General features: G+C 57.4%; 25 protein-coding genes and 1 tRNA gene. 20 read left to right on the top strand and 6 right to left on the bottom strand.

The genetic code is table 11. From position 1 onward, the window contains the following. Positions 1–68: 68 nt before the first annotated feature. Positions 69–1,847 (bottom strand): lipid A export permease/ATP-binding protein MsbA, encoded by a 1,779-nt coding sequence (gene msbA, locus ABIE13_RS26530; protein ID WP_354449147.1) that lies wholly within the window; start codon positions 1,845–1,847, stop codon positions 69–71. Between the two features lie 343 nt (positions 1,848–2,190). Between msbA and tolB the strand changes: the two genes are divergently transcribed. The 8 genes from tolB (at position 2,191) to dnaB (ending at position 8,318) form a co-directional block, all read left to right on the top strand. Beyond that, a complete protein-coding gene (gene tolB / locus ABIE13_RS26525) occupies positions 2,191–3,492 on the top strand; it encodes a Tol-Pal system beta propeller repeat protein TolB (protein ID WP_354449145.1) in 1,302 nt (433 codons plus the stop codon). 38 nt (positions 3,493–3,530) lie between these two features. Then, positions 3,531–4,082, top strand: coding sequence for a peptidoglycan-associated lipoprotein Pal (gene pal, locus ABIE13_RS26520; RefSeq protein ID WP_354449143.1), 552 nt, complete (start codon positions 3,531–3,533; stop codon positions 4,080–4,082). Between the two features lie 9 nt (positions 4,083–4,091). Then, the gene (ybgF, locus tag ABIE13_RS26515) at positions 4,092–4,922 is read left to right on the top strand and encodes a tol-pal system protein YbgF (RefSeq protein ID WP_354449141.1); all 831 of its coding nucleotides are present in this window, start codon (positions 4,092–4,094) and stop codon (positions 4,920–4,922) included. 358 nt (positions 4,923–5,280) lie between these two features. Further along, positions 5,281–5,646, top strand: coding sequence for a 30S ribosomal protein S6 (rpsF, locus tag ABIE13_RS26510; protein WP_354449139.1), 366 nt, complete (start codon positions 5,281–5,283; stop codon positions 5,644–5,646). Positions 5,647–5,670: 24 nt separating this feature from the next. Further along, positions 5,671–5,961, top strand: a complete 291-nt coding sequence (gene priB / locus ABIE13_RS26505) for a primosomal replication protein N (RefSeq protein ID WP_354449137.1) — start codon at positions 5,671–5,673, stop codon at positions 5,959–5,961. 10 nt (positions 5,962–5,971) lie between these two features. Next, on the top strand, positions 5,972–6,253 hold the full coding sequence (gene rpsR, locus ABIE13_RS26500) for a 30S ribosomal protein S18 (RefSeq protein ID WP_354449135.1): 282 nt from the start codon (positions 5,972–5,974) through the stop codon (positions 6,251–6,253). A 14-nt stretch (positions 6,254–6,267) separates the two neighbouring features. After that, complete coding sequence (gene rplI, locus ABIE13_RS26495; RefSeq protein WP_354449133.1) at positions 6,268–6,720, top strand: 50S ribosomal protein L9; 453 nt, start codon at positions 6,268–6,270, stop codon at positions 6,718–6,720. 185 nt (positions 6,721–6,905) lie between these two features. Then, on the top strand, positions 6,906–8,318 hold the full coding sequence (gene dnaB, locus ABIE13_RS26490) for a replicative DNA helicase (RefSeq protein ID WP_354449131.1): 1,413 nt from the start codon (positions 6,906–6,908) through the stop codon (positions 8,316–8,318). Between the two features lie 90 nt (positions 8,319–8,408). Here the strand turns inward: dnaB and ABIE13_RS26485 are convergent, their stop codons facing one another. Continuing rightward, positions 8,409–9,605 carry an amino acid aminotransferase gene (locus tag ABIE13_RS26485; protein ID WP_354449129.1) on the bottom strand — a complete coding sequence of 399 codons (1,197 nt, stop codon included), beginning with the start codon at positions 9,603–9,605 and terminating at the stop codon, positions 8,409–8,411. 253 nt (positions 9,606–9,858) lie between these two features. Here ABIE13_RS26485 and uvrB point away from each other — a divergent pair, with 253 nt between their 5' ends. Then, positions 9,859–11,943 carry an excinuclease ABC subunit UvrB gene (gene uvrB, locus ABIE13_RS26480; protein ID WP_354449127.1) on the top strand — a complete coding sequence of 695 codons (2,085 nt, stop codon included), beginning with the start codon at positions 9,859–9,861 and terminating at the stop codon, positions 11,941–11,943. A gap of 275 nt (positions 11,944–12,218) precedes the next feature. Here uvrB and ABIE13_RS26475 read toward each other — a convergent pair whose 3' ends face one another. Further along, positions 12,219–12,710, bottom strand: coding sequence for a BON domain-containing protein (locus tag ABIE13_RS26475; protein WP_354449125.1), 492 nt, complete (start codon positions 12,708–12,710; stop codon positions 12,219–12,221). A 467-nt stretch (positions 12,711–13,177) separates the two neighbouring features. Here ABIE13_RS26475 and iscR point away from each other — a divergent pair, with 467 nt between their 5' ends. From iscR to ABIE13_RS26420, 11 genes are all read left to right on the top strand, one after another. Further along, on the top strand, positions 13,178–13,714 hold the full coding sequence (gene iscR / locus ABIE13_RS26470; protein ID WP_354449123.1) for a Fe-S cluster assembly transcriptional regulator IscR: 537 nt from the start codon (positions 13,178–13,180) through the stop codon (positions 13,712–13,714). Positions 13,715–13,778: 64 nt separating this feature from the next. After that, positions 13,779–14,999 (top strand): IscS subfamily cysteine desulfurase, encoded by a 1,221-nt coding sequence (locus ABIE13_RS26465; protein ID WP_354449121.1) that lies wholly within the window; start codon positions 13,779–13,781, stop codon positions 14,997–14,999. Positions 15,000–15,056: 57 nt separating this feature from the next. After that, on the top strand, positions 15,057–15,440 hold the full coding sequence (gene iscU / locus ABIE13_RS26460) for a Fe-S cluster assembly scaffold IscU (RefSeq protein WP_354449119.1): 384 nt from the start codon (positions 15,057–15,059) through the stop codon (positions 15,438–15,440). Positions 15,441–15,640: 200 nt separating this feature from the next. Beyond that, complete coding sequence (gene iscA / locus ABIE13_RS26455; protein ID WP_354449117.1) at positions 15,641–15,964, top strand: iron-sulfur cluster assembly protein IscA; 324 nt, start codon at positions 15,641–15,643, stop codon at positions 15,962–15,964. A 150-nt stretch (positions 15,965–16,114) separates the two neighbouring features. Then, complete coding sequence (hscB, locus tag ABIE13_RS26450; protein ID WP_354449115.1) at positions 16,115–16,633, top strand: Fe-S protein assembly co-chaperone HscB; 519 nt, start codon at positions 16,115–16,117, stop codon at positions 16,631–16,633. 32 nt (positions 16,634–16,665) lie between these two features. Continuing rightward, complete coding sequence (gene hscA, locus ABIE13_RS26445) at positions 16,666–18,528, top strand: Fe-S protein assembly chaperone HscA (RefSeq protein WP_354449113.1); 1,863 nt, start codon at positions 16,666–16,668, stop codon at positions 18,526–18,528. Positions 18,529–18,542: 14 nt separating this feature from the next. Next, positions 18,543–18,881, top strand: coding sequence for an ISC system 2Fe-2S type ferredoxin (fdx, locus tag ABIE13_RS26440; protein ID WP_354449111.1), 339 nt, complete (start codon positions 18,543–18,545; stop codon positions 18,879–18,881). Between the two features lie 3 nt (positions 18,882–18,884). After that, positions 18,885–19,622, top strand: coding sequence for a DNA polymerase III subunit epsilon (gene dnaQ, locus ABIE13_RS26435; RefSeq protein ID WP_354449109.1), 738 nt, complete (start codon positions 18,885–18,887; stop codon positions 19,620–19,622). A 43-nt stretch (positions 19,623–19,665) separates the two neighbouring features. Continuing rightward, a tRNA-Val gene (locus ABIE13_RS26430) sits at positions 19,666–19,740 on the top strand. Between the two features lie 531 nt (positions 19,741–20,271). Beyond that, positions 20,272–20,715, top strand: a complete 444-nt coding sequence (locus ABIE13_RS26425) for a hypothetical protein (RefSeq protein WP_354449107.1) — start codon at positions 20,272–20,274, stop codon at positions 20,713–20,715. Between the two features lie 1,082 nt (positions 20,716–21,797). Beyond that, positions 21,798–22,157, top strand: a complete 360-nt coding sequence (locus ABIE13_RS26420; RefSeq protein WP_354449105.1) for a hypothetical protein — start codon at positions 21,798–21,800, stop codon at positions 22,155–22,157. A gap of 84 nt (positions 22,158–22,241) precedes the next feature. On the opposite strand, the gene ABIE13_RS26415 is transcribed toward ABIE13_RS26420, so the two are convergent. The 3 genes from ABIE13_RS26415 to ABIE13_RS26405 form a co-directional block, all read right to left on the bottom strand. Continuing rightward, a complete protein-coding gene (locus ABIE13_RS26415; RefSeq protein WP_354449103.1) occupies positions 22,242–22,895 on the bottom strand; it encodes a DUF4124 domain-containing protein in 654 nt (217 codons plus the stop codon). Between the two features lie 84 nt (positions 22,896–22,979). Then, entirely contained in the window at positions 22,980–24,770 is a 1,791-nt protein-coding gene (locus tag ABIE13_RS26410) for a hypothetical protein (RefSeq protein WP_354449101.1), read from the bottom strand. 134 nt (positions 24,771–24,904) lie between these two features. Next, positions 24,905–25,873 (bottom strand): Bug family tripartite tricarboxylate transporter substrate binding protein, encoded by a 969-nt coding sequence (locus tag ABIE13_RS26405; RefSeq protein ID WP_354449099.1) that lies wholly within the window; start codon positions 25,871–25,873, stop codon positions 24,905–24,907. Positions 25,874–25,913: the final 40 nt, after the last annotated feature.

Raw genomic sequence — 25,913 nt, 5'->3', positions numbered from 1 at the left:
AAGGAATTAATTCACGTTTTGTAGATTTAATGCCTACTTCATTGCCAGCTCAGCGCGCAGGCAAAGGGTTAACCCGCGTAGTTCTGCAAGCGGGCGTAGAGGCCCCCCGCAGCGAGCAGTTCAGTGTGAGTTCCCTGTTCGGTAATCTTGCCGCGCTCCATCACCACAATTCGATCAGCGTGTTCAATCGTGGAAAGCCGGTGCGCAATCACCAAGGTGGTCCGCCCGACCATGACGCGCCGCATGGCCTGTTGCACCAGGCGTTCGCTCTCTGTGTCCAACGCAGAAGTAGCCTCGTCCAGAAGCAACACCGGTGCATCCTTGTAGAGGGCACGGGCAATCGCCAATCGTTGGCGCTGCCCGCCTGAAAGCTCGGTAGCGTTATGCCCCAGCACTGTGTCCATGCCCTGCGGCAGGCTTGCCACGTGGGCGGCGAGATTGGCATCTTCCAGGCAAGCAAGCACTCGGTCCCGATCTATGTGCGAGGCACCCAGGGCCACGTTGGCGGCTACGCTGTCATTGAGCATGGTCACATCCTGGCTAACCAGGGCAAACTGAGCTCGCAAGGCAGCAAGAGGCCAGCTTTTTGCGTCGACATCGTCCAGCAGTATCTGCCCGCCAGAAGACTGCACAAAACGAGGCAGCAGATTGACCAGCGTGCTTTTGCCTGACCCCGAAGGGCCAACGAGTGCCACGGTTTCACCGGCGTTGATGCGCAAGCTCACGCCATCAAGAGCGGGTGCAGCATCGTCGCGATAGCGAACGCTCACGTCGCGCAGTTCAATGTGCCCCTGCGCGCGTTGCGGAACCTGCTCGGCACCAGAAGTGTTGTCCACCTCAGACTCAACGCTGTCCATCAAGTCCAGGCCGCGCTCCAGGGCCGCCATGCCGCGTGTGATGGGGTTGACGACGTCGGCCAGCCGCCGGGTGGGCGCCACCAGCATGAGCATAGCCCCAATGAACGCGACGAATCCGCCCACCGTGATGGAGCGTCCATCGGCGCTTTGACCTTGAGAAAGTGCGATGCCGATCATCGTGGACAGTGCGACAGAGGCCACCAGCTGCGTCAGCGGCGTGGTAGCCGCCGAGGAGCGCGTGGCCTTGAGCGCCAAATCACGCAGGCGGCGGCTCAATGTTTCAAAGCGCTCTGCCTGTGCACCTTGCGCCCCATGCAGGCGAACCATGCGGTGTGCCAGAACGTTTTCTTCCACGACGTAAGCCAGTTCGTCGGTTGCTACCTGGCTTTGCCGGGTCACCTTGTACAGGTGGCGCGTCATGACTTTGAGTATCCAGGCCACGCAGGGCACCAGAACCAGCACGATCATGGTGAGCGACCAGTTAAGGTAGAAAAGATAGGCCAGCAGTGCAATGACGGTGAAACCATCTCTGGCCGCCGTGATGACCGCCTGCACCAACTGCGAAGCGCCATTCTGAACTTCGTAGACGATGGTGTTGGCCAATTGGCTGGCTGACTGCCGCGAGAAAAGTGTCAGATCCGCGGTCAAAAGGCGATCAAACAGCTGACGCCTGAGCACCAGCATGCCTTCTCCTGCAATTCGCGCCAGAGCGTACTGGCCGGCAAACTGTGTCAAACCTCTCAGCATAAATAGCCCGATCACGGTCACGGGAACCATCCAGATCGGCAATTCACCCTGCGTAAACCCACGGTCGAGCAGAGGTTGCAGCAGTGCAGGGATGGCCGGTTCCGTGATGCCCGTGGCCACGGTAGACCCAATGGCCAGGACCCATCCGGCCCGGTATTGCTTGAAATAGGACCATAGGCGCCGCAGGCGCTCTTTCATGGGGCGCTGGCTGGAGGGGCTGGGCTGGGGGTCGGGTGAGGCCATGGGGGAGGAGTCTAACTAGGAGGCTGTCGGACTTGGAGCGCCGTTAGCGAGAAAAGGCCCCAGCGGACAGTTTTTAGCGGGTGGCCGCCCCAGGGATTTACAGGCCCATAGCCAAGCTATGGGTCAAGAAGACCTTGAAAAATGGACCGCTGCGGCCATTTCGCAGCCGGCGATTTCCAAGTCCGACAGCCTCCTGTCGCGGAACCAATGGACCGAAGTCGTGTCGTATGAATGAATTTTGCAAGCGTGCGTCTGCGCGCTATACAGTTTGTCACGAGGGTTAATGCCGAGTGTGTAACATTCAACCCTGTATCTGGATCTCACAAGTTCACAATCGCATCGCATGAAACTTGACCCCCGTGTTGTTTTGTCTCCTGGGCTTCGCCGCCGCGGCCTTATTGTCGCCATGGCTGCAGCACCCAGCCTTCCGGCATTGGCGCAGTTTCGCGTTGAAGTCTCAGGCGTTGGGCTGACCCAGCTACCCATCGCGCTTGTGCCTTTTCGCGGAGAGGGGTCCTCTCCGCAAAAGATAAGTGCCATTATCCGTGCCGATCTTGAGCGAAGCGGTCGCTTCCGCTCTGTGGACACCACGGGCGACGCCATGGACGAAAATACGCGTCCTGACATGTCGATCTGGAGGCAGCGCAGCGCTGATTCCCTGGCCGGTGGCAGTGTGACGCTTTTGCCTGACGGCAGGTACGACGTTCGCTTCCGCCTCTGGGATGTCGTTCGCAACCAGGACCTGGGTGGGCAAGGTTACGTGGTTCCTCGCGCTGACCTGCGCCTGGCTGCCCACAAGATTGCGGATTACATCTACGAAAAGTTGACCGGTGAAAAGGGTGTGTTTTCCACCCGTCTGGCCTACATCACCAAGGCCGGCAGTCGGTATTCGCTCTGGGTCGCAGACTCTGATGGCGAAAACGCGCAAGCTGCACTCAGCAGCCCCGAACCCATCATTTCACCCAGTTGGTCACCCGACGGGCTGCAACTGGCTTATGTGTCCTTCGAGTCGCGCAAGCCTGTCATTTATGTGCACGACGTCTCTTCAGGCAAGCGCAGGCTGCTGGCGAACTTCCGAGGCTCCAACAGCGCGCCAACCTGGTCACCGGATGGCCGAAATCTGGCTGTCACCCTCTCGCGCGACGGCGGATCACAGCTGTATCTGATCAGTGCCAGCGGCGGCGAGCCCCGGCGCTTGACGCAATCGCAGAGCATTGACACCGAGCCTGTCTTCTCTCCAGACGGAAGCAATATCTATTTCGTCAGCGATAGAGGTGGCGCGCCGCAGATTTACCGTATGTCTGCCAGCGGCGGGGCTGCCCAACGCGTGAGCTTTAGCGGCAATTACAACGTTTCTCCTTCCATCAGTCCTGATGGCAGGTGGTTGGCCTACATATCGCGGGTGGGTGGAGCGTTTAAGCTTCAGGTCATGGAATTGGCCTCTGGAAATGTCGCGTCCATCACCGACACCACAGACGACGAAAACCCAAGTTTTGCTCCTAACGGCAAGCTCATCGTGTACGCCACCCGCCAAGGTGGCCGCGAAGCCCTCATGACGACTACGCTCGACGGCAAGATCAAAGCGCGTCTGGCAGGTCAGGGTGGCGAGCTTCGCGAACCCTCCTGGGGCCCGTTTCAGCGTTAATTTTTTTCTTCAGATTTCATCTCCAAGGAGTACCTTTCATGATCAAGCGTTATTTTGTGCTCGCTACAGTGGCCGCGGCGCTGGCGGGTTGCGGCTCCAGTGTCAAACTCGACCCTCCCATCCAGGACAGCGCCTCGTCAACCACCAGCGGCGCGGGCACGGGCGCTGGCACGTCAGGCACACAAGGGCAGGGCGCGGGCCAGAGTTCTGTGGCACCTGTTCAGGTGGATGCCAGCAAGTCTGATGTCGCCGGACCTACCGGGGTTGATCGCGTCATTTATTTCGACTACGACAGCTTTGTGGTGCAGCCTGCATTCCAGTCGGTTGTGGACCAGCACGCCCGTTTTCTTCAGGCCAATCGTGGCCGCAGCGTGGTGCTCGAAGGCAACACCGATGAGCGCGGAAGCCGTGAGTACAACCTGGCTTTGGGCCAAAAACGCTCTGAGGCCGTCAGGCGCGCTCTGACCCTGGTCGGCGCCAGCGATTCACAGATCGAGGCCGTCAGCTTCGGCGAAGAAAAGCCAGCAGTGTCGGGCTCTGGGGAAGACGCGTACGCCAAAAACCGCCGCGTTGAACTGCGCTACCGTTAAGCCTTGAACGTGTCCACATCAATGCCCTATTTTCGTGTCGCCGTTCTAGCGGCGGCCTGTTTCGCGGGAACTGCAGCGCAGGCGCAATTGTTTGGTGGCGACGATCAAGCACGTCAAGCCATTCTGGATCTGCGGCAGCGCTTTGACGCGGCCGTGAATGCCCAGAACCGCCTGGTAGACGAGAACACCCAGATGCGGCGCAGCATGCTCGATCTTCAACAGCAGATCGAAGCCATGCGCGCTGAGCTGGCGCGTTCGCGTGGGCAGGACGAACAATTTGCACGCGAGCTTTCCGAACTGCAAAAACGGCAGGGCGGTTCGCAGCAAGAGCTTGATGAGCGTATGCGCAAGTTGGAGGCTGCAGAAGTGGCACGTGCCGCATCCGCTGCCGCCGCCGCAACTTCACCGAGCGCATCGGATCCCGGTGCAACTCCGGGCGCGAACGCCAACGCCGCCGCATCGGATGCTGCGGAAAAGCAGGAATACGATGCGGCTTTGGCGGTGTTTCGGTCGGGTGATTTCAAAGCATCTCAAACGGGCTTTGCCAATTTCATCAAGCGTTATCCACGCAGCCAGCTGGCGCCCTCCGCTTTATTCTGGCTAGGCAACGCCCAGTACGCCACGCGCAACTACAAGGAAGCCATCACCAACTTCCGCTCGTTGCTGACTGCTGTGCCCAATCACACCAGAGCGCCTGAAGCACTTCTTTCCATCGCCAACTGCCAGGTTGAGCTGAAGGACACCCGTGCCGCACGTGCAACGCTGGAATCGCTGGTCAAGACCTATCCGCAGTCTGAAGCCGCCCAAGCAGCACGTGATCGCATCGCCAAGATGAAGTAATGCGTGTTGCTATCTCTTCTATCGCGCGGCCATGAGGCCATGAGGCCGTGCGATAGGAGCTGATCCATTGAATGTAGCTCCGCCTAGCACCATTGCTGTTCACTTAAGCACACAAATACCCGTTCGGGCTGAGCCTGTCGAAGCCGGGTACGACGCTTCGACAGGCTCAGCGCGAACGGACTGGGTTTAACTGAACAGCATTGCGCCTAGCGCGCGCCTTGCCCAGAGGCTGCAATCCGCGCTATAATCCCGAGTTCCCTTGCCGCACTCCATCTGACGCTGGAGGCGGTTTTTTGGTGGTTGGCAGCTTTGGTGTATCCAAGGCAGCCAGCACCGTATTCATCCACAAGGAGTTTGAATGCGTCATTACGAGATCATTTTGCTGATCCATCCGGATCAGAGCGAACAAGTTCCAGCCATGCTGGAGCGCTACAAAGGCATGATCACTGCCGGCGGCGGCAAGATCCATCGCGTTGAAGACTGGGGTCGCCGTCAACTGGCTTACCAGATCAACAAGCTGGCCAAAGCTCATTACCTGTGCGTCAACATCGAGGCTGATCAAGCCGTGATGGGCGAGCTGGAACACGCTTTCCGCTTCAACGACGCAGTGCTGCGCCATCTGACTGTGCAACGTCCCAAGGCTGACACCGGCCCATCTTCCATGATGAAGACGGTTGAGCGCGAAGAAGCTCGCAAGGCCCAGCAGGTCGAAGCCGGCAACTAAGCCCTAGCGGAAATAGTTGCGGGCGTGAACCGCACCGATCTCACAGCCTGCATCGTCGAACGCAGCGCACTCAGGTACACACCGGCAGGATTGCCGGCGCTGGATTTGAGACTCGAACACGAGTCAAGCGCTGAAGAAGCCGGTGTCAAGAGACAGGTGAAGGCCACGCTCAAAGCTCTTGCGGTTGGCGCAATGGCTGAGAGGTTGGGCAAGCAAGACGTTGGATCGCAGTGGCGTTTCACCGGCTTTCTCGCAACCCCCCGCAACGGCAAGCACGTAGTGCTCCATATCCAGGATTTTCAGCAAGATTTGTAAGGAGGCCCACATGGCCACGTTCAAGAAATTCAACAAGGACAAGCGCCCCAAGCGCAACACCCAGTCGCTGCTGTTCAAGCGCAAGCGTTTCTGCCGCTTCACCGTTGCTGGTGTTGAAGAGATCGACTACAAAGACATGGATGTCTTGCGCGATTTCATCGGCGAAAACGGCAAAATCATTCCCGCTCGCCTGACTGGCACGCGCGCCATTTACCAGCGTCAGCTCAATACAGCCATCAAGCGTGCACGCTTCCTGGCCATGATGCCCTACACAGACCAGCACCGCGTCTGAGGGAAAGAAGCACCATGCAAATTATTCTTCTCGACAAAATTGCTAACCTGGGCGGCCTGGGTGAAATCGTCAAGGTCAAGGACGGCTACGCTCGTAACTTCCTGATCCCTTCTGGCCGTGCTCGTCGCGCCACAGCAGCGAACAAAGCTGAATTCGAAGCCCGCCGTGCGGAACTCGAAAAGCAAGCCGCTGACAAGCTGGCAGCTTCTGCCGCTCAAGGCGAAAAACTGGCTGGTAAAACCATCAAGCTGACTCAAAAAGCTGGTGTGGATGGCCGCCTGTTTGGCTCCGTGACCAACAACGACATCGCTGACGAGCTGAAAAAGCAAGGCTTCGAAGTCCTCAAGTCGCAAGTTCGACTGCCTAACGGTCCTATCAAGACCGTTGGCGACACCACTGTTGCTGTGTCTCTGCACACCGACGTGGTGGTAGAGATCACTGTCTCCGTATACGGCGAAACAGCCTAATACTGAGTACGGTTCCGTCTCAGCCGCCACCCCACAAGGGTGGCGGTTTTTTTTTGACTTGTGCACAGTGTTTTGCACAGCATATGGGTGTCTTGTGCACAGTCCGTGCACTACTTATCCCCAGGCTATCCCGTGACACTGGGGTCTGGCCGGCGTAGTATGCGAAATCCAGGTTCAGTCTATTCATGTCATCTACCTTTCCCCCCAGCTTCCCAGATCTCAGCGACGACTCTCCTCGAGACCGTGACGTAGCGCAACTGCGCATCCCGCCTCATTCGATCGAGGCGGAGTCGAGCGTGCTCGGTGGCCTGTTGCTGGACAACAGTGCCTGGGATCGCGTAGGTGACGTATGCAAGGACACTGATTTCTACCGCTATGAACACCGCCTTGTCTACGCCGTATGTGGCAAGCTGATCAACGAAAGCAAGCCCGCAGACGTCATTACCGTCTACGAGGAGCTTCAGCGCCAGGGCAAGGGTGACGAAATAGGTGGTTTGGCGTATCTGAACTCGCTGGCGCAGTATGTGCCCAGTGCGGCCAATATTCGGCGCTATGCAGAAATCGTGCGCGAGCGCGCCATTTTGCGCAAACTGGTGACCGCCAGTGACGAAATTGCCACCAGCGCCTTCAACCCCCGCCAACCCGTGGCCAAGATTCTGGACGAGGCCGAATCCAAGATCTTCAAGATCGGCGAAGAAGGCTCGCGCATGAAGCAGGGCTTCCAGGCCATGGACACCCTGGTGGTCGACCTGCTGGACCGCGTGCAGGAGATGGCCGACAACCCTAATGACGTGACGGGCGTGCCCACCGGCTTCTACGACCTTGACCGCATGACCGCCGGTTTGCAAGGCGGAGACCTCGTCGTGTTGGCCGCACGGCCGTCCATGGGCAAGACGGCATTTGCCGTGAACATCGCAGAGCACGTGGCGCTCAACGAACAATTGCCCGTGGCCATCTTCTCCATGGAAATGGGCGCGGCTCAGCTCGCGGTGCGTATCGTGGGCTCGATTGGCCGCATCAACCAGGGCCACTTGCGCACCGGCAAGCTGACTGATGAAGAGTGGCCACGCCTCACTGAAGCCATTGAAAGCTTGCGCACCATCTCCTTGCATATTGACGAAACGCCAGGCCTTACCCCCAGCGAGCTGCGAGCCAACGCCAGGCGCCTGGCCCGGCAGTGCGGCAAATTAGGCCTCATCGTGGTGGACTACCTGCAGCTGATGAGTGGTAGCAGCAGCAACGAAGAAAACCGCGCCACTGTGCTGGGCGAAATCTCCCGCGGATTGAAGGCGCTTGCCAAAGAGTTGAACTGTCCGGTCATTGCGCTCTCACAGTTGAACCGAAGCGTGGAGCAGCGCACGGATAAGCGCCCCATGATGAGCGACTTGCGAGAATCGGGCGCTATTGAACAGGATGCCGACATCATCATGTTCATCTACCGCGACGAGTACTACAACAAGGATTCGCGTGAGCCCGGGGTGGCCGAGATCATCATCGGCAAACAGCGTAACGGCCCGACCGGCACCGTCAAGCTCGCCTTCTTGAACCAGCTCACACGCTTTGAAAGCCTGGCCCCAGGTAGTCAGGACGATTTTTAAACTAAGCTGTTTCTGGCTGGTATCTACCGTTTCTCCAACTAAAAAGCCGCGGCATGCCGCGGCTTCTTATTGGGTCATACCCCAAGGAAATCAGACGACCTTGGCAATTGACTCGCAGACGTAACCGATGTTCTTTTCGTTCAACGCTGCCACACACATACGTCCGGTGTCTGTGCCGTACACGCCGAATTCGTTACGCAGGCGGACCATTTGATCCTTGCTCAGGCCAGAGTAGCTGAACATACCGACTTGCGTGGTGATGAAGCTCATGTCCTGCTTGACGCCGGCGGCTTTCAAGCCTTGCACCAACGCTTTGCGCATGGCTTTGATGCGAACGCGCATGCCAGCCAGCTCTTCTTCCCACTGAGCGCGCAGCTTGGGGTCTTCCAGAACCATGGCCACCACCGCGCCGCCGTGTGTGGGCGGGTTGCTGTAGTTGGTACGGATCATGATCTTGAGCTGGGACAGCACGCGGTCTGCCTCTTCCTTGGTGTCGCAAAGCACAGACAAGGCACCCACGCGCTCGCCGTACAGGCTGAAGCTCTTGGAGAACGAGGTCGAGACAAAGAAGCTGAGGCCTGCAGCCACGAACTTGCCGACGACGGCGCCGTCTTCGGCAATCCCATCAGCAAAGCCCTGGTAGGCCATATCCAGGAAGGGCGTGAGACCGCGCTCTTTCACCACGGCAATCACTTGGTCCCACTGAGCGGGTGTGATGTCGTAGCCGGTAGGGTTATGGCAGCAAGCGTGCAGCACGGCGATGGTGCCGGGTGCGGCTGCTTTCAGGTCAGCCAGCATGCCCTCGAAGTTCAGCGCGCGTGTGGCGCCGTCATAGTAGCGGTACGTGTCCACCTCGAAGCCTGCCTGCTGGAACAGTGCGCGGTGGTTTTCCCAGCTTGGGTCTGAAATAAGAACTTTGGCTTCGGGCTTCAGCTTGCGCAGAAAATCGGCGCCAATTTTCAAGCCGCCAGTACCACCCAGGCCTTGGACAGTGGCCACGCGGCCAGCCTTGAATGGCTCGGAATCTGCACCGAAGACCAGTTTTTTTACAGCGGTGTCGTACGCCGCAATGCCGTCAATGGGGAGATAGCCACGTGGCTTGGGCGCGTCCATCAAGGCCTTCTCAGCCGCCTGCACGCACTTCAGCAAAGGCAATTTGCCGTTCTCATCGAAATAAACGCCTACGCCCAGGTTGACCTTGTTGGGGTTGCTGTCTGCGGCAAATTGCTCATTGAGACCCAGAATGGGGTCGCGAGGGGCCATTTCGACGGCGGAGAAAAGAGACATAGCGGAAAAGTCCTGTTGAATGCAAAGGCATCGAATCAGACGTATCCAAACGCGGCAGGACCGCATGCGGTACGCTGGAGGGGAAAACCCTCGAATTTTAGCTAGTAGCTTGAGGGACTTGCCAACTAAGATTGAAAATTGATTCAGATGTGCATGGTTTTTGCCGCGATTGGCCTCAACTATGTGGCAACTCGCTCCAAGCGCCGCATCTTCCAGGCGCCGCACCATCCAAGCGCAGCATCACCTTCCGAATATGACTTCTACTGCTGTGGCCGAAGTGCCATCCGAGGGCAAGTTCCTCAACTTTCCTGATTCCCCTTATCAGCTTTTCCAGCCTTATCCGCCTGCTGGAGACCAGCCAGCGGCCATTGATGCGCTGGTGGAAGGCGTGGAATCGGGTGAATCTTTCCAGACCCTGCTGGGCGTCACAGGCTCGGGCAAGACCTTCACCATGGCCAACGTCATTGCCCGGCTGGGGCGGCCCGCCATTGTGTTTGCGCCCAACAAGACCCTGGCTGCGCAGCTGTACAGCGAATTCCGCGAGTTCTTTCCCAAGAATGCCGTCGAATACTTCGTCAGCTACTACGACTACTATCAGCCGGAAGCCTATGTACCCCAGCGCGATCTTTTCATTGAAAAAGACAGCGCCATCAACGAGCACATCGAACAGATGCGCCTCTCTGCCACCAAAAGCGTGCTGGAGCGGCGAGATGTCGTGATTGTGGCCACGGTCAGTGCCATCTACGGTATTGGCGCGCCTGACGACTATCTGCAGATGCGGCTCATCCTCAAAGTAGGAGGCAAGCAGCCGCAGCGCGAAACCATCGCTCAGTTGGTGCGCATGCAGTACCAACGCAATGACACTGACTTCACACGCGGCTGTTTCCGTGTCCGGGGTGACACCATTGATGTGTTTCCTGCTGAACACAGCGAGCTGGCAGTTCGCATTGAATTGTTCGACGACGAAACCGAGAGCATTTCGCTGTTCGACCCTCTTACCGGCAGGGTTCAGCAGAAGGTGCCGCGGTTTGTCATCTATCCCTCCAGCCACTACGTCACCCCGCGTGAAAAGACCCTCGCTGCCGTAGAAACCATCAAGGCCGAACTCAATGAGCGCCTGAAATTTTTCGTCTCGGAGGGCAAGCTGCTGGAAGCTCAGCGCGTAGAGCAGCGCACCCGGTTTGACCTGGAAATGCTGGCGGAACTGGGTCACTGCAAGGGCATTGAGAACTACACCCGCCACCTTTCAGGCGCAGCACCCGGTGATCCGCCTGCGACCCTCACAGACTACCTCCCGCGCGACTCCATCATGTTCCTCGATGAGAGCCACCAGATGATCGGCCAGCTCAACGCCATGTATAACGGCGACCGAGCCCGCAAAACCACGCTGGTGGAATACGGTTTTCGCTTGCCCAGTGCCATGGACAACAGGCCGCTGAAGTTCGAAGAGTTCGAGCGGCGCATGCGTCAAGTGATCTTTGTCTCCGCTACCCCGGCGGACTATGAAAAGCAGCATTCCGGGCAGGTCGTCGAACAGGTGGTCAGGCCTACAGGCCTCATTGACCCCGTGGTCGAAGTTCGTCCTGCGGGCCACCAGGTAGATGATGTGCTGCAGGAAATCCGCATTCGAGCGGAAAAACACGAGCGCGTGCTGATCACCACGCTGACCAAGCGCATGGCTGAACAGCTGACGGAGTACCTGACAGAAAACGGGGTGAAGGTGCGCTACCTGCACAGCGACGTGGACACCGTGGAGCGCGTAGAGATCATTCGTGATCTCCGCCTGGGCGCATTTGACGTTCTGGTGGGCATCAACCTTCTTCGCGAAGGTTTGGATATTCCCGAAGTCTCACTCGTGGCTATTTTGGACGCCGACAAGGAAGGCTTCCTGCGAGCAGAGCGTTCCCTCATTCAGACGATAGGGCGCGCTGCCCGTAACGTCAATGGAAGAGCGATTCTGTACGCCGACCGCATGACCGAGTCCATGAAAAAGGCGATCAGTGAAACCGATCGCCGCAGGGCCAAACAGGTCGCTCACAATACCGAGCACGGTATTGTTCCGCGCGGAATCTTCAAGCAGGTGCGTGACCTCATCGACGGCGTTTACAGTGAGCGCAATGGCCGTGATGCCGAGCGTCTGCCCACCGGGCCATCTGCCATTAAAGAAGAGGCCTTGTCCGAGAAAGACCTGGCCAAAGAAATTCGCAGGTTGGAAAAGTTGATGATGGAGCACGCCCGCAACCTGGAATTCGAGCAAGCAGCAAGGACCCGAGATCAACTTGCCAAGCTAAAGAGCAGGGTGTTCGGCGCTGCTGGCGAAGGCAGCGCAGCCGCCTGAAGCGCCGAAAACTGATCAATCAGGCCCGTGCCTATGTGGGTCAGTTTCCTTTGCCTCCGCTTATGGGTCTTTTCGGGATACTTGGCAGCTACCTGCAGCTACCTGTAGCTAAACACCGCGCCTTCTATCGCGGTTCCGCATCTTGCTCCCTCTCCCGCATGCGGGAGAGGGCAGGGGTGAGGGCAAGCGAGGTCACCTTAACGCCGAAACTCGAGTGGCGTCAGCGGCTGACCCACCCCAATGCCTTAGACATTCAAGGCAACCCACAACCCAATTCAGCCCCGAACTTCCAGCATATTGCTGACACTCTTCACACCAGATACCCCTTTGGCGATAGTCTCAGCGCGCTCTTTAGCAGCAGCATTCGGTGCAGGCCCTTTGAGCGACACCACGCCATTGCTGGTATCCACATCGATCTTGATCGCACTCAGATCAGGATCCTTCATCAATCCGGCAGACACCGATGCGGTAATCGCAGCATCTCCAGCTGCGTCAGCAATGCGCGATCCAGCAGCGCTCGCGTCAGCACGCATCTCGGCTGCACCTTCCTTGATTTGCTCGCCGGTACGGGCAGCAGCCATCTTCGCTTCGTTGGCAGCAGCTGCAGCTTTCGCCTCAGCGTTTTCAGCACTCTGCTCCGTTTTCGCAATGGCCGAATCAAGTTGCTGGCCAGCGGTCCGCTCGTCATTCTTGTTGCAAGCAACCAAGCCTGTAGTGAGCGCGGCAGCGGTGGCCAAAATCATCAGACGGTTAAGACGTGTTTTCATTTGAGGTTTCTCCTACCTTTATTCATGAGCCGAATGTGCTCACTGGGTTCTAACTGTAGGCACCTCCCTTCGCCGAAGATGTCAGTGCTGGACGAAAGGTCTGTAGGAAAAAACCTGTTCGGATTGAAGGCGCCGCGGCGAAATTGAGCTTGACCCACGTCCATCTGCAGGCGCGGGAGGCCCTCCGCATGCACCTAAACGGTTCATCAGACGTCCAGGTGACCCGTCCTTGCGCCCCGAAAAACCTGAATTGCTTCAAGGCGTTACGTCATCAACCCCCTTATTCCAAATGTTTTGGCCTGTCAAGAGGGAGAATCAGTGTATACTTGATAAAAATACTCGGAATTAAATTGATCTGAGTTCCTGCAAAGGCTTAGGTCAATTTGGCTCCGGAAGAGCCTCTTTTGGGCTCCGGTATGGGGAATGGTCCCCGTCAATGTTCAACCCACGCTATCGAGGAGTTTGTCATGCGTCTTACAACCAAGGGGCGATTTGCGGTAACCGCCATGATCGACCTTGCATTGCGCCAGGATAACGGTCCGGTGACGCTGGCGGCTATCAGCCAGAGGCAGCAAATCTCGCTCTCTTATCTGGAGCAGCTGTTCGGAAAACTGCGCCGTCATGAACTGGTGGAGTCTACCAGGGGTCCTGGTGGTGGTTATTCTCTGGGCCGCAAGGCTGCAGACATCACGGTCGCTGACATCATTGTTTCCGTAGATGAGCCGATTGACGCCACGCACTGCGGCGGCAAGGAAAACTGTCATGGTGACGGTGGCCGTTGCATGACGCACGATTTGTGGACTTCGTTGAATGCCCGCATGGTTGAGTTTCTTGACTCAGTCACGCTGCAGAAACTGGTCAACGACCAGTTGGAAAAAGGCGTAGAAGTAGAAGACAAGCCTGCTACCAAGCGCGCTATCTCCAGCGCCCCGGTCGTCAAGCCCATTCGCGTGAACGCTCCCAACTCGGTCTTCGCGCTGGGTGGAATTGCTTCCAAGCACTGACCATGCGCTTGCGAGCGTGCAGTCACAGTTTTACAGATTTAACCTTTAGCCAGTCAAGCCAGCCATGAGCCAGACTCCTCACTTTCCTATCTATATGGACTACGGTGCTACCACGCCCGTAGACCAACGCGTCGTCGACGCCATGATTCCATGGCTGCGCGAACACTTTGGTAACGCAGCCAGCCGCAGCCATGCCTGGGGCTGGGAAGCCGAAGCCGCGGTAGAAAAAGCCCGTGGCCATGTGGCCGACCTGATCGGTGCAGATCCGCGTGAAATCGTTTGGACCTCCGGCGCCACCGAATCCACCAACCTGGCGTTGAAGGGTGCTGCGCAGTTCTACAAGGGCAAGGGCAAGCACCTCATCACCCTCAAGACTGAGCACAAAGCCACGCTTGACACCATGCGTGAGCTCGAGCGTCAAGGCTTTGAGGTCACCTACATGGATGTTCAGGAAGACGGCCTGCTTGACCTGGACAAGTTCCGGGCAGCCATCCGTCCTGACACCGTGCTTGCCAGCATCCTGTTCGTCAACAATGAAATTGGCGTCATTCAGGATATTGCTGCCATCGGTGCCATCTGCCGTGAAAAGGGCGTGCTCTTGCATGTAGATGGTGCGCAGGCCACTGGCCGTGTTGATATCGATCTCAAAGACCTCCCTGTTGATCTGATGAGCCTTACCGCTCACAAGACCTATGGTCCCAAAGGCATTGGCGCCCTGTATGTACGCCGCAAGCCTCGCGTCCGTCTGGAAGCGCAGATGCACGGTGGCGGTCATGAGCGCGGCATGCGCTCTGGCACGCTCGCTACGCACCAGATCGTCGGCATGGGAGAAGCCTTCCGTATTGCCAAAGAGCAGATGAAAGAAGACAACGCCCACGCAGCTCGCCTACAGAAGCGTTTGCTGGACGGCCTGAAGGACATCGAACAGGTGTTCATCAACGGTGACCTGGAGCGCCGTGTGCCTCAAAACCTCAACATGAGCTTCAACTTCGTCGAAGGTGAATCTCTCATCATGGGCATCAAGGGTTTGGCCGTGTCCAGCGGCTCAGCCTGCACCTCTGCCTCCCTGGAGCCCAGCTATGTGCTGCGCGCGCTGGGCCGCAGTGACGAATTGGCGCACTCAAGCCTGCGCATGACCATCGGTCGCTTCACCACCGAAGAAGAGATCGACTATGCGGTGGACACCATCCGCAAGAACGTCGCGAAACTTCGCGAACTGAGCCCGCTGTGGGAGATGTACCAAGACGGTGTCGACATCTCCACCATCCAGTGGGCAGCGCATTGATCAACGAACTCGGCGCTGGACATCCAGCGCAGCTTGTTCAACCAAGGAGAGAAACAAATGGCCTACTCTGAAAAAGTCATCGACCACTACGAAAATCCACGCAACGTCGGCAGCTTTGACAAGGGCGACGACACCATCGGCACCGGCATGGTGGGCGCGCCTGCTTGCGGCGACGTCATGAAGCTGCAGATCAAGGTCAATCCCGCCACGGGCGTGATCGAAGATGCTCGCTTCAAGACCTATGGTTGTGGCTCCGCCATTGCCAGCAGCTCGCTCGTGACCGAGTGGGTCAAAGGCAAGACGCTGGACGAAGCGGCTGAGCTCAAGAACAGCCAGATCGCTGAAGAGCTGGCGCTGCCACCTGTGAAGATCCACTGCTCCATCCTGGCAGAAGACGCCATCAAGGCAGCGGTCAACGACTACAAGCAACGGCACGCTTGAAACACGTGCGCTGGAACGCCAACGTCCAGTGCCGTTCAACTGTCGAACCCAGTCCCAGACACTCGTTAAAAGGCTCGGTCCCGTGATTTGTTAATCGTTCGTCATCAGCCTGCTCGCTGCCTGCCGAGGGTTTCGACTCTCGACAAGCCGAGTGCAGGCCAGCCCGAACGCCATTCAAACTTCATAAGCTCATTCTCCACATGTCCGTCTCCCTCACTCCAGCCGCAGCCCGGCACGTTAACAAGTATCTCGCCAAGCGCGGTAAGGGCGTGGGTGTGCGACTGGGCGTCAAGACCACGGGTTGCTCCGGCCTGGCCTACAAGCTGGAGTACGTGGACGATGTGGAACCAGGCGACGTTCTGTTTGAAGAGCAGGGCGTCAAGCTGATGATCGACCCCAAGAGTCTGGCCTACATCGACGGCACTGAACTCGACTACGTGCGCGAAGGCTTGAACGAAGGTTTCAGGTTCAATAACCCGAACGAACGCGATCGCTGTGGTTGCGGAGAGTCCTTCCGCGTCTAAGGCATTCATGCCTTAAGGGTGGAACAGGGCTCTATTTGCCTTGAGGCCAAGGCAAGGCGGCGCCTGCAACCGGCTGAAGCGGTCTTGCCCTTGGGGTTTCTCAGTTCGCTGAGAAGCGCTTTGCAAGAACAAGAAAGTAAGCCCATCTCCATGAACCTTCAGTCCACTGATTTTGAGCTCTTCGGCGTAGCCCCGCGCTTTACGCAGGACCTTGCGTACCTCGATGCGCGTTGGAAAGAGCTTCAGCGGCAGGTGCACCCAGACAAGTTCGCTACGCAGGGCGCAGCAGCTCAGCGCGTGGCGATGCAGTGGTCGGCGCGAATCAACGAAGCCTATCGCCGCTTGAAGAATCCACTCAAGCGCGCAGCTTATCTCTGCGAACTGAACGGCTCGCCCATCGAGGCAGAGAACAACACTGCCATGCCGGCGGCGTTTCTCATGCAGCAGATGGAATTGCGTGAAGGTCTGGACGACGCCAGCACGCCAGAAGAGCTGGCGCAAATTGCCAGCTTGTCTGAGTCCATGTGGAGTCAGGCGCTGGTAGATATTGAGCGGCAAGCAGATCTTGAGCAGGACTGGCCTGCTGCCACTCAAACCGTACGGGCACTGATGTTTCTCGAGAAGCTCGCCTCCGACATCTCGCGCAAGCGTGAGACACTCGCCGCCTGAGAATGGCTTTGCAAGATTTGAATTCGTAGAACATGGCGCTGCTTCAGATTTCCGAACCCGGCCAATCGCCCGATCCCCATCAACGGCGCATTGCAGTCGGTATTGACCTGGGCACCACCCATTCCCTGGTGGCTGCTGTCCGCCATGGTGCGGCGGAGTGCCTGCCTGACGATGACGGCCGTGTATTGCTGCCCTCGGTGATTCGTTACCTCGCGGGCGGCAAGCGCCAGATTGGCTATGCGGCCCTGGGCTCAGGCTCGGCAGAAGATGCCGAAAACACCATTCATTCTGCCAAGCGCTTCATGGGTCGTGCACTGGCCGACATTGAGCACAGCGAGAAGCTGCCCTACCGGTTCATTGATGAACCGGGCATGTTGGCCATAGACACCGTGCAAGGCAAAAAGTCTCCGGTGGAGATCAGTGCCGAAATTCTGGCCACGCTGCGCCAGCGCGCTGAAGACACCTTTGATGATGACCTCTATGGGGCCGTGATCACTGTCCCGGCCTACTTTGATGACGCTCAGCGCCAGGCCACCAAAGACGCCGCCCAACTGGCTGGCATCAATGTATTGCGGCTGATCAATGAGCCCACCGCCGCAGCCATTGCCTATGGCCTGGACAACGCCAGTGAAGGCATCTACGCCATCTTCGACCTGGGGGGCGGCACCTTCGACATTTCCATCCTGCGCCTGACGCAGGGTGTTTTTGAAGTCATTGCTACCGGCGGTGATTCAGCCCTGGGCGGTGACGATTACGATCGCGCCCTGGTCGAATGGGCATTGCCCCAAATCAATGCGCCCATGGATTCTGCGCAAGCCAAGGCTGCTTTGAAAGCTGCCGCACGCAGCGCCAAGGAAGCTCTGAGCAGTTCAGACGCCACGGTGTTCAGCGTCGCTTCAGGTTCGCAGAGCGTTGAGATACCGCTGACCAAGCAAGACTTTGAATCTGCCACTGCGCACCTCTCTGAACGTTGCATGAGTGTTGTGCGCCGCGCGCTGCGCGATGCAGGACTCACACCGCAAGAAGTGCAGGGTGTCGTCATGGTGGGTGGTTCTACCCGCATGCCACAGGTTCAGCGTGCCGTGGCAGAGTTTTTTGGCAAGCCACCCCTGGTCAATCTGAATCCCGACGAAGTGGTCGCCCTGGGCGCTGCGGTTCAGGCCAACCAACTGGCCGGAAACGACAGCGCGGGTGAATTGCTGCTGCTGGACGTGATTCCGCTTTCACTCGGTCTGGAGACCATGGGCGGCCTGGTGGAGCGCATAGTCCCGCGCAACCAGACTATTCCGGTCTCCATGGCTCAGGACTTCACCACCTACAAGGACGGCCAGACGGCGCTGGCGCTGCATGTCGTGCAGGGCGAGCGTGATCTGGTCCAAGACTGCCGCAGCCTGGCTCGCTTTGAGTTGCGCGGCATTCCCCCCATGGTTGCGGGCGCGGCGCGTATTCGTGTCACGTTCACGGTAGATGCCGATGGGCTTCTCAGCGTCAGCGCCAAAGAGCAGGCAAGCGGCGTAGAGGCCAGGATCGACGTCAAGCCTACCTACGGCCTGAGTGACGACCAGATCGCGACCATGCTACAGGAAAGCTTCACCACTGCAGAGTCTGACATCAAAGCACGCGCCCTGGCCGAAGCCAAGCTCGATGCTGACCGCATGCTGCTGGCTACCCAAAGCGCGCTTGAGGCAGATGGTGAACTCCTGGACGCTTCGGAGCGCGCCAACATAGATGCGCTCATGCTGTCATTGCGTGCCATTGCCGCCAACAGCACGGACGCTCAGACGATTGAGCAGGCGACCGAAGTTCTGGCTCAAGGCACCGAATCGTTTGCCGCTGCACGCATGAACCACAGCATTCAAAAGGCGCTATCCGGCAAGCGGGTGGACGCACTATAAGAAATCACATTCCCATGCCCGTCATCAAGATCCTCCCACACCCAGAGTACGCACCTCAGGGTACTGAAATCCAGGCCACGCCCGGCCATTCCATCTGTGAAATTCTGCTCGAGAACCACATCGAGATCGAGCACGCCTGTGACATGAGCTGTGCCTGCACCACGTGCCACGTCATCGTGCGGCAGGGGCTGGAGTCTTTGAACGAAGCAGAGGAAGAAGAAGAAGACCTTCTTGATCGCGCCTGGGGTCTGGAGCCCCAGTCACGGCTGTCCTGCCAAACCATCGTGGCGCAAAAAGATCTCACCATAGAGATCCCGCGCTACACCATCAATCACGCCAAAGAAAACCACTGAAGCATGTCCCGCCAGATCGTACTGGACACTGAGACCACCGGCCTTTCCGCAGAAGGCGGCGACCGCATCATCGAGATCGGTTGTGTGGAGCTTATCTCGCGCAAGCTGACCGGCAACAACCTTCACTTCTACATCAACCCTGAGCGCGACAGCCATGAAGACGCGCTGAAGGTGCACGGCATCAGCAACGAGTTTCTGCGCGACAAACCCAAGTTTGCGCAAGTCGCTCAGGACATTCTGGCCTACATCAAAGGTGCAGAAGTCATCATCCACAATGCCGCGTTCGACGTTGGTTTCCTGAACAAGGAATTCGAACGACTAGGCATACCCGGTATGGATGCCCATGTATCGCAGGTCACCGACACGCTGGCCATGGCCAAGCAGTTGTACCCCGGCAAGCGCAACAGCCTGGACGCCTTGTGTGATCGCCTTGAAGTTGACAACTCAGGCCGTACTTTGCACGGCGCCTTGCTCGACGCCGAGCTTCTGGCAGATGTCTACATCAACCTCACGCGCGGCCAAGACGCACTGTTGATTGATCTGGGTAATGTCGGCGAAGAAGAGAGCGGCGGCCAACCGCGTATGGATCTGTCTGTCTTCGTCTTGCCCGTGCTTGCTGCTAACGCGCAGGAGCTGGCAGCGCATGACGACATGCTCAAGCAGTTGGACAAAGCCAGCGGTGCAAAAACTGTATGGAGAAAAGTTGAAGCTGCTCCAGAGGCCCAAACAGTTGTGGCATAATCCCATCTTTCAGGTTTAGGCGATCAGCCTAGACGACGAAATCGGGTGATTAGCTCAGCGGTAGAGCACTGCCTTCACACGGCAGGGGTCGCAGGTTCAAACCCTGCATCACCCACCAAGAATATCAAGGACTTAGCAGAGATGCTAGGTCCTTTTTTATTGGCGGTCGGAAATATTCTTACGGGCATTGTCAGTAGAGCCATGCTGGATCTACACCGGGGTTCAATGGCTCACTCCGCTCTACGCAAAATCCCTTGATCGTACGTTGTGCAGGAAGTGCTGAAGTGAGGCTGCCTCACCCCGAGCTTGCTAACGATCAATGTCGAATTTCTGCGGCTTGGCAATGCTGATCTATCCCAGAGGGCTGCAACAGCTATGGGTTATTGCGATCTTCTTATACACGTATGACGGCTTTCGTCCTACAGAACCGGCGTGAAAGTGCGTTTAGTTTAGTACGTGGTGGTAACTTGAAATATTTACTCATCAATGTGATTGCCATTAATGAGGCTGGATTTGTACGATGAAAATTATTAATTCTGTTGAATTAATATTTATTCAAGTAATGGCTTTAATTTTTTGCTAAGTCTTATTTTGTGCACTGTCGAATGTTTGTCTGGCAAGAGAGAATTTATCAACTGGATGGCTTTTCATGAACTATGCTAGAGCGGATGCTCGTCGTCGCGGCCTACATCAGGAATTCACTCCTTTGAATCTTGCAAATGATTGGAGCGTTCCTAACTCTTTTAAGATCAGGTCCACTCGAAGCATGGTAATGGATGGCGCGCGTGATCTCAATTTATTTGGCTTTGAGATCAAGAAGGCCTACGGTGTGATTGAGCTAGTCGGAAGTCGCGCCGGGAAGCTAAGAACCGTCCTCGTTGCAGTTTTTTCCGATGATAAAAATGCCAACCAATCCGCGTTCAAGTTGAACGAAGAATATGTAGCGGGCCTATTGGCCTTGCCGGGTTCTTTGTTCGCGGCTGTACAGCAGCTAATAAGCGTGGACGGTGCATTTTTCCGAATTTGCAAAGATCCCAAGTTCAATGCCATATCCACCGACGCAACGTTTGGTGACGGCTCGTCCATCGATTGAGCGTTAGCTCCCTTCGTGGGGGCTCTCTCTTCTGCTCCTAATCTTTCGATCCACTCGTCCTTAAGCGCAGCCTGGACAATTCCGGTCTCCCCTGGGAGCGCCAAGCTCCAGCTTGGCAATTTCTGGCTCCCGCAAACGCCCCCATGCCAAGCTCCAGCTTGGCAATTTCTGAATCCCCGCAAACGCTGCCATGCCAAGCTGGAGCTTGGCGCTCCCAGGAGCAACAGCCTCTTCATCCAAGTTCACCCCCAACGTCGTTAAGCGCAGTGGGCAAGTCCGGTATCCCCTGGTACCGCCGAGCTCCTGCTCGGCAATTTCTGCACCCCCGCAAACGCTGCCATGCCAAGCTGGAGCTTGGCGCTCCCAGGTGCAACAGCCTCTTCATCCAAGTTCACCCCGAACGTCGTTAAGCGCAGTGGGCAAGTCCGGTATCCCCTGGGAGCGCCAAGCTCCAGCTTGGCAATTTCTGCACCCCCGCAAACGCTGCCATGCCAAGCTGAAGCTTGGCGCTCCCAGGTGCAACAGCCTCTTCATCCGATTTCACCCCGAACGTCGTTAAGCGCAGCGCGGACAAGTCCGGTATTCCCTGGGAGCGCCAAGCTCCAGCTTGGCAATTTCTGCACCCCCCCAAACGCCCCCATGCCAAGCTGAAGCTCGGCGCTCCCAGGTGCAACAGCCTCTTCATCCAATTTCACCCCCAACGTCGTTAAGCGCAATGGGCAAGTCCGGTATCCCCTGGGAGCGCCAAGCTCCAGCTTGGCAATTTCTGCACCCTCGCAAACGCTGCCATGCCAAGCTGGAGCTTGGCGCTCCCAGGAAGAACAGCCTCTCCGGCGAAGCCCCTCCTGAACGTCGTCAAGAGCAGCACGGCTAAGCCCGGTATCCCCCTGGGACCGCCGAGCTCCTGCTCGGCATCTTCAACCCTCACCAAGCCCCCATTCCAGACATGACCACAGGCTTCCGTCCGACACACCGTACGGCACGAGTACGACACAGATGTTTTCAGCGAAACCGCAGAGTAGAAATCAGCTGGCAACACTACCAGCGAACTTTTCCTAATCTCAAGTCAAAGGACTTTTTAAATGACTGCATCGAATCAACTGAAAACACTTCTCGCCGGTCTGGCCACAGTTGCCATGGTCGGTTCAGCGATGGCCCAGAGTACGCCTTCGACCACACCACCTCCTGGTGGGGTTCCCGCTTCCGGTGAGCAAACTTCCAGAGGCGCCACACCTCCTTTCGAAGCACCACGTGACAGCACAGGAAAAGCCCGCACAGAAACCAAAGCCAATGTGCCCGCATCAGGTGAACGCAATGCACGCGGAGCTTCAGGTATGTCTGGCGGCAAATCCACAAGCATGGATAAGCCGCGCACACCGACTGACGGCAAAACCCCCGCAGCGGGCGAGTCTCCTCAGTGGAGCAAAGACGGTAAAAAATAAGCCAGCGGGCTATGTGGTACCGATGACTGCACCTTGCCACAAACCTGAGCCCGTGTAGCCATCGCGTTCACCAAGGCAACGAAGCTAATCACATTCCAGCGAATTAGCCACACGCCTGCAGGCTTGGCCATCCGATCTGATTAGCCGTGCTCCGCTACCGTTGTAGCGCACGCCTAGAGTGTCCCAGCAACCACCCGCGTCGCATTGGCCGACCAAACGGGCTCGGTGGCGCAATGAGCGCTCTATGGCGGCGGATCTCCGATTCTCCGCATCCACTTCCGATGCGCTCTTGCCAGGCCACGGGTTGTATCCGCACACCCGACTAGCCTCCGCGCGATCATTGTCGATTTTGGTCGGAGTGGCCGAACCACTCTGCGTATTGGCATTGCGAATTGCCAGCCGGCATTCCGGTGAGTTTGCTGCGGCCGAACTGTTGCCCACACGTGCTGCCGGTGCCGTCACCGCGGGACTTCCTGTTTCCGTGGACTGCCGTCGGTGCTCCAGCAGATAGCGCTCATTCCTTTCCCGATCCATCTGGGTTTCTATAACGTTGTCATGCAACCGCACGACTCCACCAGAGTTGCTGGAAGCGCAAGGCGCGTCGCTGTAGACCGTCTTGCCATCGGCACCCTTGCACCTGTGAACCTGAGCATGAGAAGTACTGCTGGCCAATGTCACAAACATCACGGCTGCAACGCTCACTACAAGCTTCAGAAGTCCGTACAAACTGTTTGTCATCGCTCGCGTCCCTTACCTACATTGGTTCAAAAAAAACGGCACCCCAAAAGGTGCCGTTTTGCATGAGCTCACATCACAAGCAACTTACTTGCCCAGCGCAGCCCTGCGAGTTTCCTCCGCGGCCTTGAAGGCACCCGTCACCACCGTGAGCAACTCAGTGCGTGGAGTCAGTCGGTCCACCTGAAGGTTGCCGCCCTTGCCGCCGTAGTTGTCGGTGTACACCTGGCTGGCCGTGCGATCACCCAGCCCGATGGAATACAAGCCAAAGCCTTCTTCGTCCCAATATCTGTTGGGGAATGCGTTAGACGTAGGCGCGCCTTCCTGGCGGTCATTGCGGTTGTTGCCACCAGGCTGCTTCCACCATTCATCGCTCCACTCAAAGTAGAACATGCCGGTTACTGCAGGGTGCTTGAATGAAGCATTGATCAGTGGGCCCACTGCATTGGCAGTCGCTTTCACAGTCGCATCGTCAGAATAGATGGAGAGCCTGTCTCCATCTACACGGTGACCCGTGGCAGGAAGACCATACTCCGTCATGATGATGGGGCGGGCCGCCTCACCTTGCTTGGCTTTAAGCCATGGGTCCAGCGCGGTAGCCACTTGCTCGGCCTGGAACACGTTCACGCCGTAGTAGTCGATCGACTTTGCATTGTTCTTGCGGTATTCAATGGTCTTCTCTGCGAACACAGGGTCGTCGTTAAAGGCCCAACCAATCAACTTGTTCGGTGCGAGAGATTTGGCGCGGTCTGCGTACTTCTTCACCTGAGCCCAGTAGTGCACAGGGTAGGTGTGAATCTTCTCCCAGTACAGGGCCAGATCTTCAGGGCCTTCACACTTGCGCTCTTTCAAGGTGGTGGGCGCTGGGGGCACAGGGTCAGCGTAGTGGCAGGAGCCGCCCACTTCATTGAAGATCGTAAAGCCAATCACAGCTGGGTGATTCTTCATCTGCTCAATGGTGGCAGTGAAGTTCTCATCCCAGAAGCGGATTTCATTGGCCTTCTCAGGCAGATCAAACACAGACTTCACAAAGATCGTGTCGGGCATTGGAATGCCAACAATCACGTAAACAGGGTTCACGCCGTTGTTCCAGGCTGCATCCAGAAATTTCTTATGCTGACGCACCAGCAAGGAGCCCGGTGCGTTGACCTCTGCCGCTGATGGAATGGAGCCATCATTCTTGATGAAATTGGCAATCAGCGAATAGGTCCGCAAGGCGTTGAAACCGTGCGCGCGAATGGTCTCCATATCGCGCTTCCACACCAATTCAAAATCAAGAAAACCGCCCGGTGTGTCCCAGAAGACATCACCAAAGCTGGGGCCATCTTTATTGGACGAACCAATAGGTGCCGGGGAGTAGGCTACCCCCTTGGCCAGAAAGTCTTGGGCAGCCGAGCCGTTGACAGCAACCTTCAGGTTGGCCACGCCGGCGTCATCCATGGAAGCCGTCCAGTTGGTCGTAGAAGGCCCTGTTGCAGCTGGTACCGGGCTGGCTGAGCCTACAGCGCCATTCCACGCAATGGCTTCATCATCTCGCGCCAGCGCGTAGCCGCCGTTGCGCAGATAGTCCACCGTGGTGGACTTCGCGGTCAGCGGAACGTCTTGAACGGTCACTTCTGGCGCAGCCTGAACTTCCACCGGCCCATACACCACGGCGCCGTTTTCATCCAGAAACTTGATCTGCATGCTGTCCACACCCTCCGGTATGGCGGCTGCAGCTTTCTGCAAAGAGTCAGTTTTGCCTGAACTGAGGTGGGTGATCTTCACCTGACCTTTGGCAATGTCACCCGAGTCGCTACCGCAACCCGCCAATATGAGCACCGCCGCTGCCAGCGAAGCTGCCAGCAGGGAGCGCGGGGCTGAAAATCTGAGAGCCATGATGGTTCCTTGAAATGACAGTGCGCCCCACGAAATAACAATATGGTTCTGCGTTTAAAGGCGCGTTGTGTATCTCAATATATCAGCGCGGCGCAAGAGCGCCAATCCCTGTTAAACCTTGGTATTACTTGGTATTAATCTACCTTGGCGCCAGATCTCTTCACCACGGGCTCGTATTTGGCACGCTCGCGGGTCATAAAAGCGCCGAATTCCTCTGGCGTAGTGGCCACAGGCTCTGCCATGAGCTGCTCAAAGCGCTGCTGCGTTTCTGGCGCCTTTAACGCGGTGGTAAAAGCCGCGTTCAGCTTGTCAACCACGTCCTTGGGCGTACCGGCTGGTGCCACCAGGCCCCACCAGGTGTCTACTTCAAAGCCTTTGATCACTTCGCTAATGGCAGGCACGCCAGGCAACTGGGCTGAGCGCTTGGCCGTGGTCACGGCCAAAGGCTTGAGCTTGCCCGCCTTGATGTTGGCGGAGGCGGTAGACAGATTGTCAATATTGAAATCCACCTGGCCAGACAGCAAAGCCAACTGGGCAGGGTTGCCGCCGTTGTACGGAATGTGCACCGCAAAAATGCCGGCACCTTGCTTGAACATCTCACCTGCCAGATGGCCTGCAGAGCCATTGCCGCCAGAGCCGTAGTTCAGCTTGCCAGGGTTTTTCTTGGCGTAGGCAATCAGATCAGCCAGGGAATTGATTTTCAGGCGGTTGGCCGTTTCAGTGTTCATGACCAATACGTTGGGCACGCGCACCATCTGCGTGATGGGGGCAAAGTCCTTGCCTGCGTCAAACGGCATTTTGCTGAAAAGCCAGGGGTTGATGGCATGCGTGGCCACCGCTGCAATGCCGATGGTGTGGCCATCAGGCGCTGCCTTGGCAATCAAATCGCTGCCAATGTTGCCGCCGCCGCCCGGCTTGTTGTCGATGATGACAGGGCCGCCCAGCGAGTCTTTCACACGCTCAGCCAGCGCACGCGCAGTCACATCCAGCGGGCCGCCCGGTGCATAAGGCACGATCAGGCGAATAGGTTTGCCGGCTTGGGCAAAGGCGCTGGCAGAAGCTGCCAATGCGAGACTGGCCAAAAAGAGAGAACGTCGCTGCATGGTCTTGAACTATCTAAGAAAAATAAAACGGCCGAATTAA

The organism is Ottowia thiooxydans, assembly GCF_040548795.1.
Taxonomy (GTDB): domain Bacteria; phylum Pseudomonadota; class Gammaproteobacteria; order Burkholderiales; family Burkholderiaceae_C; genus Ottowia; species Ottowia thiooxydans_A.
Note: the sequence above shows the minus strand (reverse complement) of the source record. Positions and strands in the feature narration are given on the sequence as shown.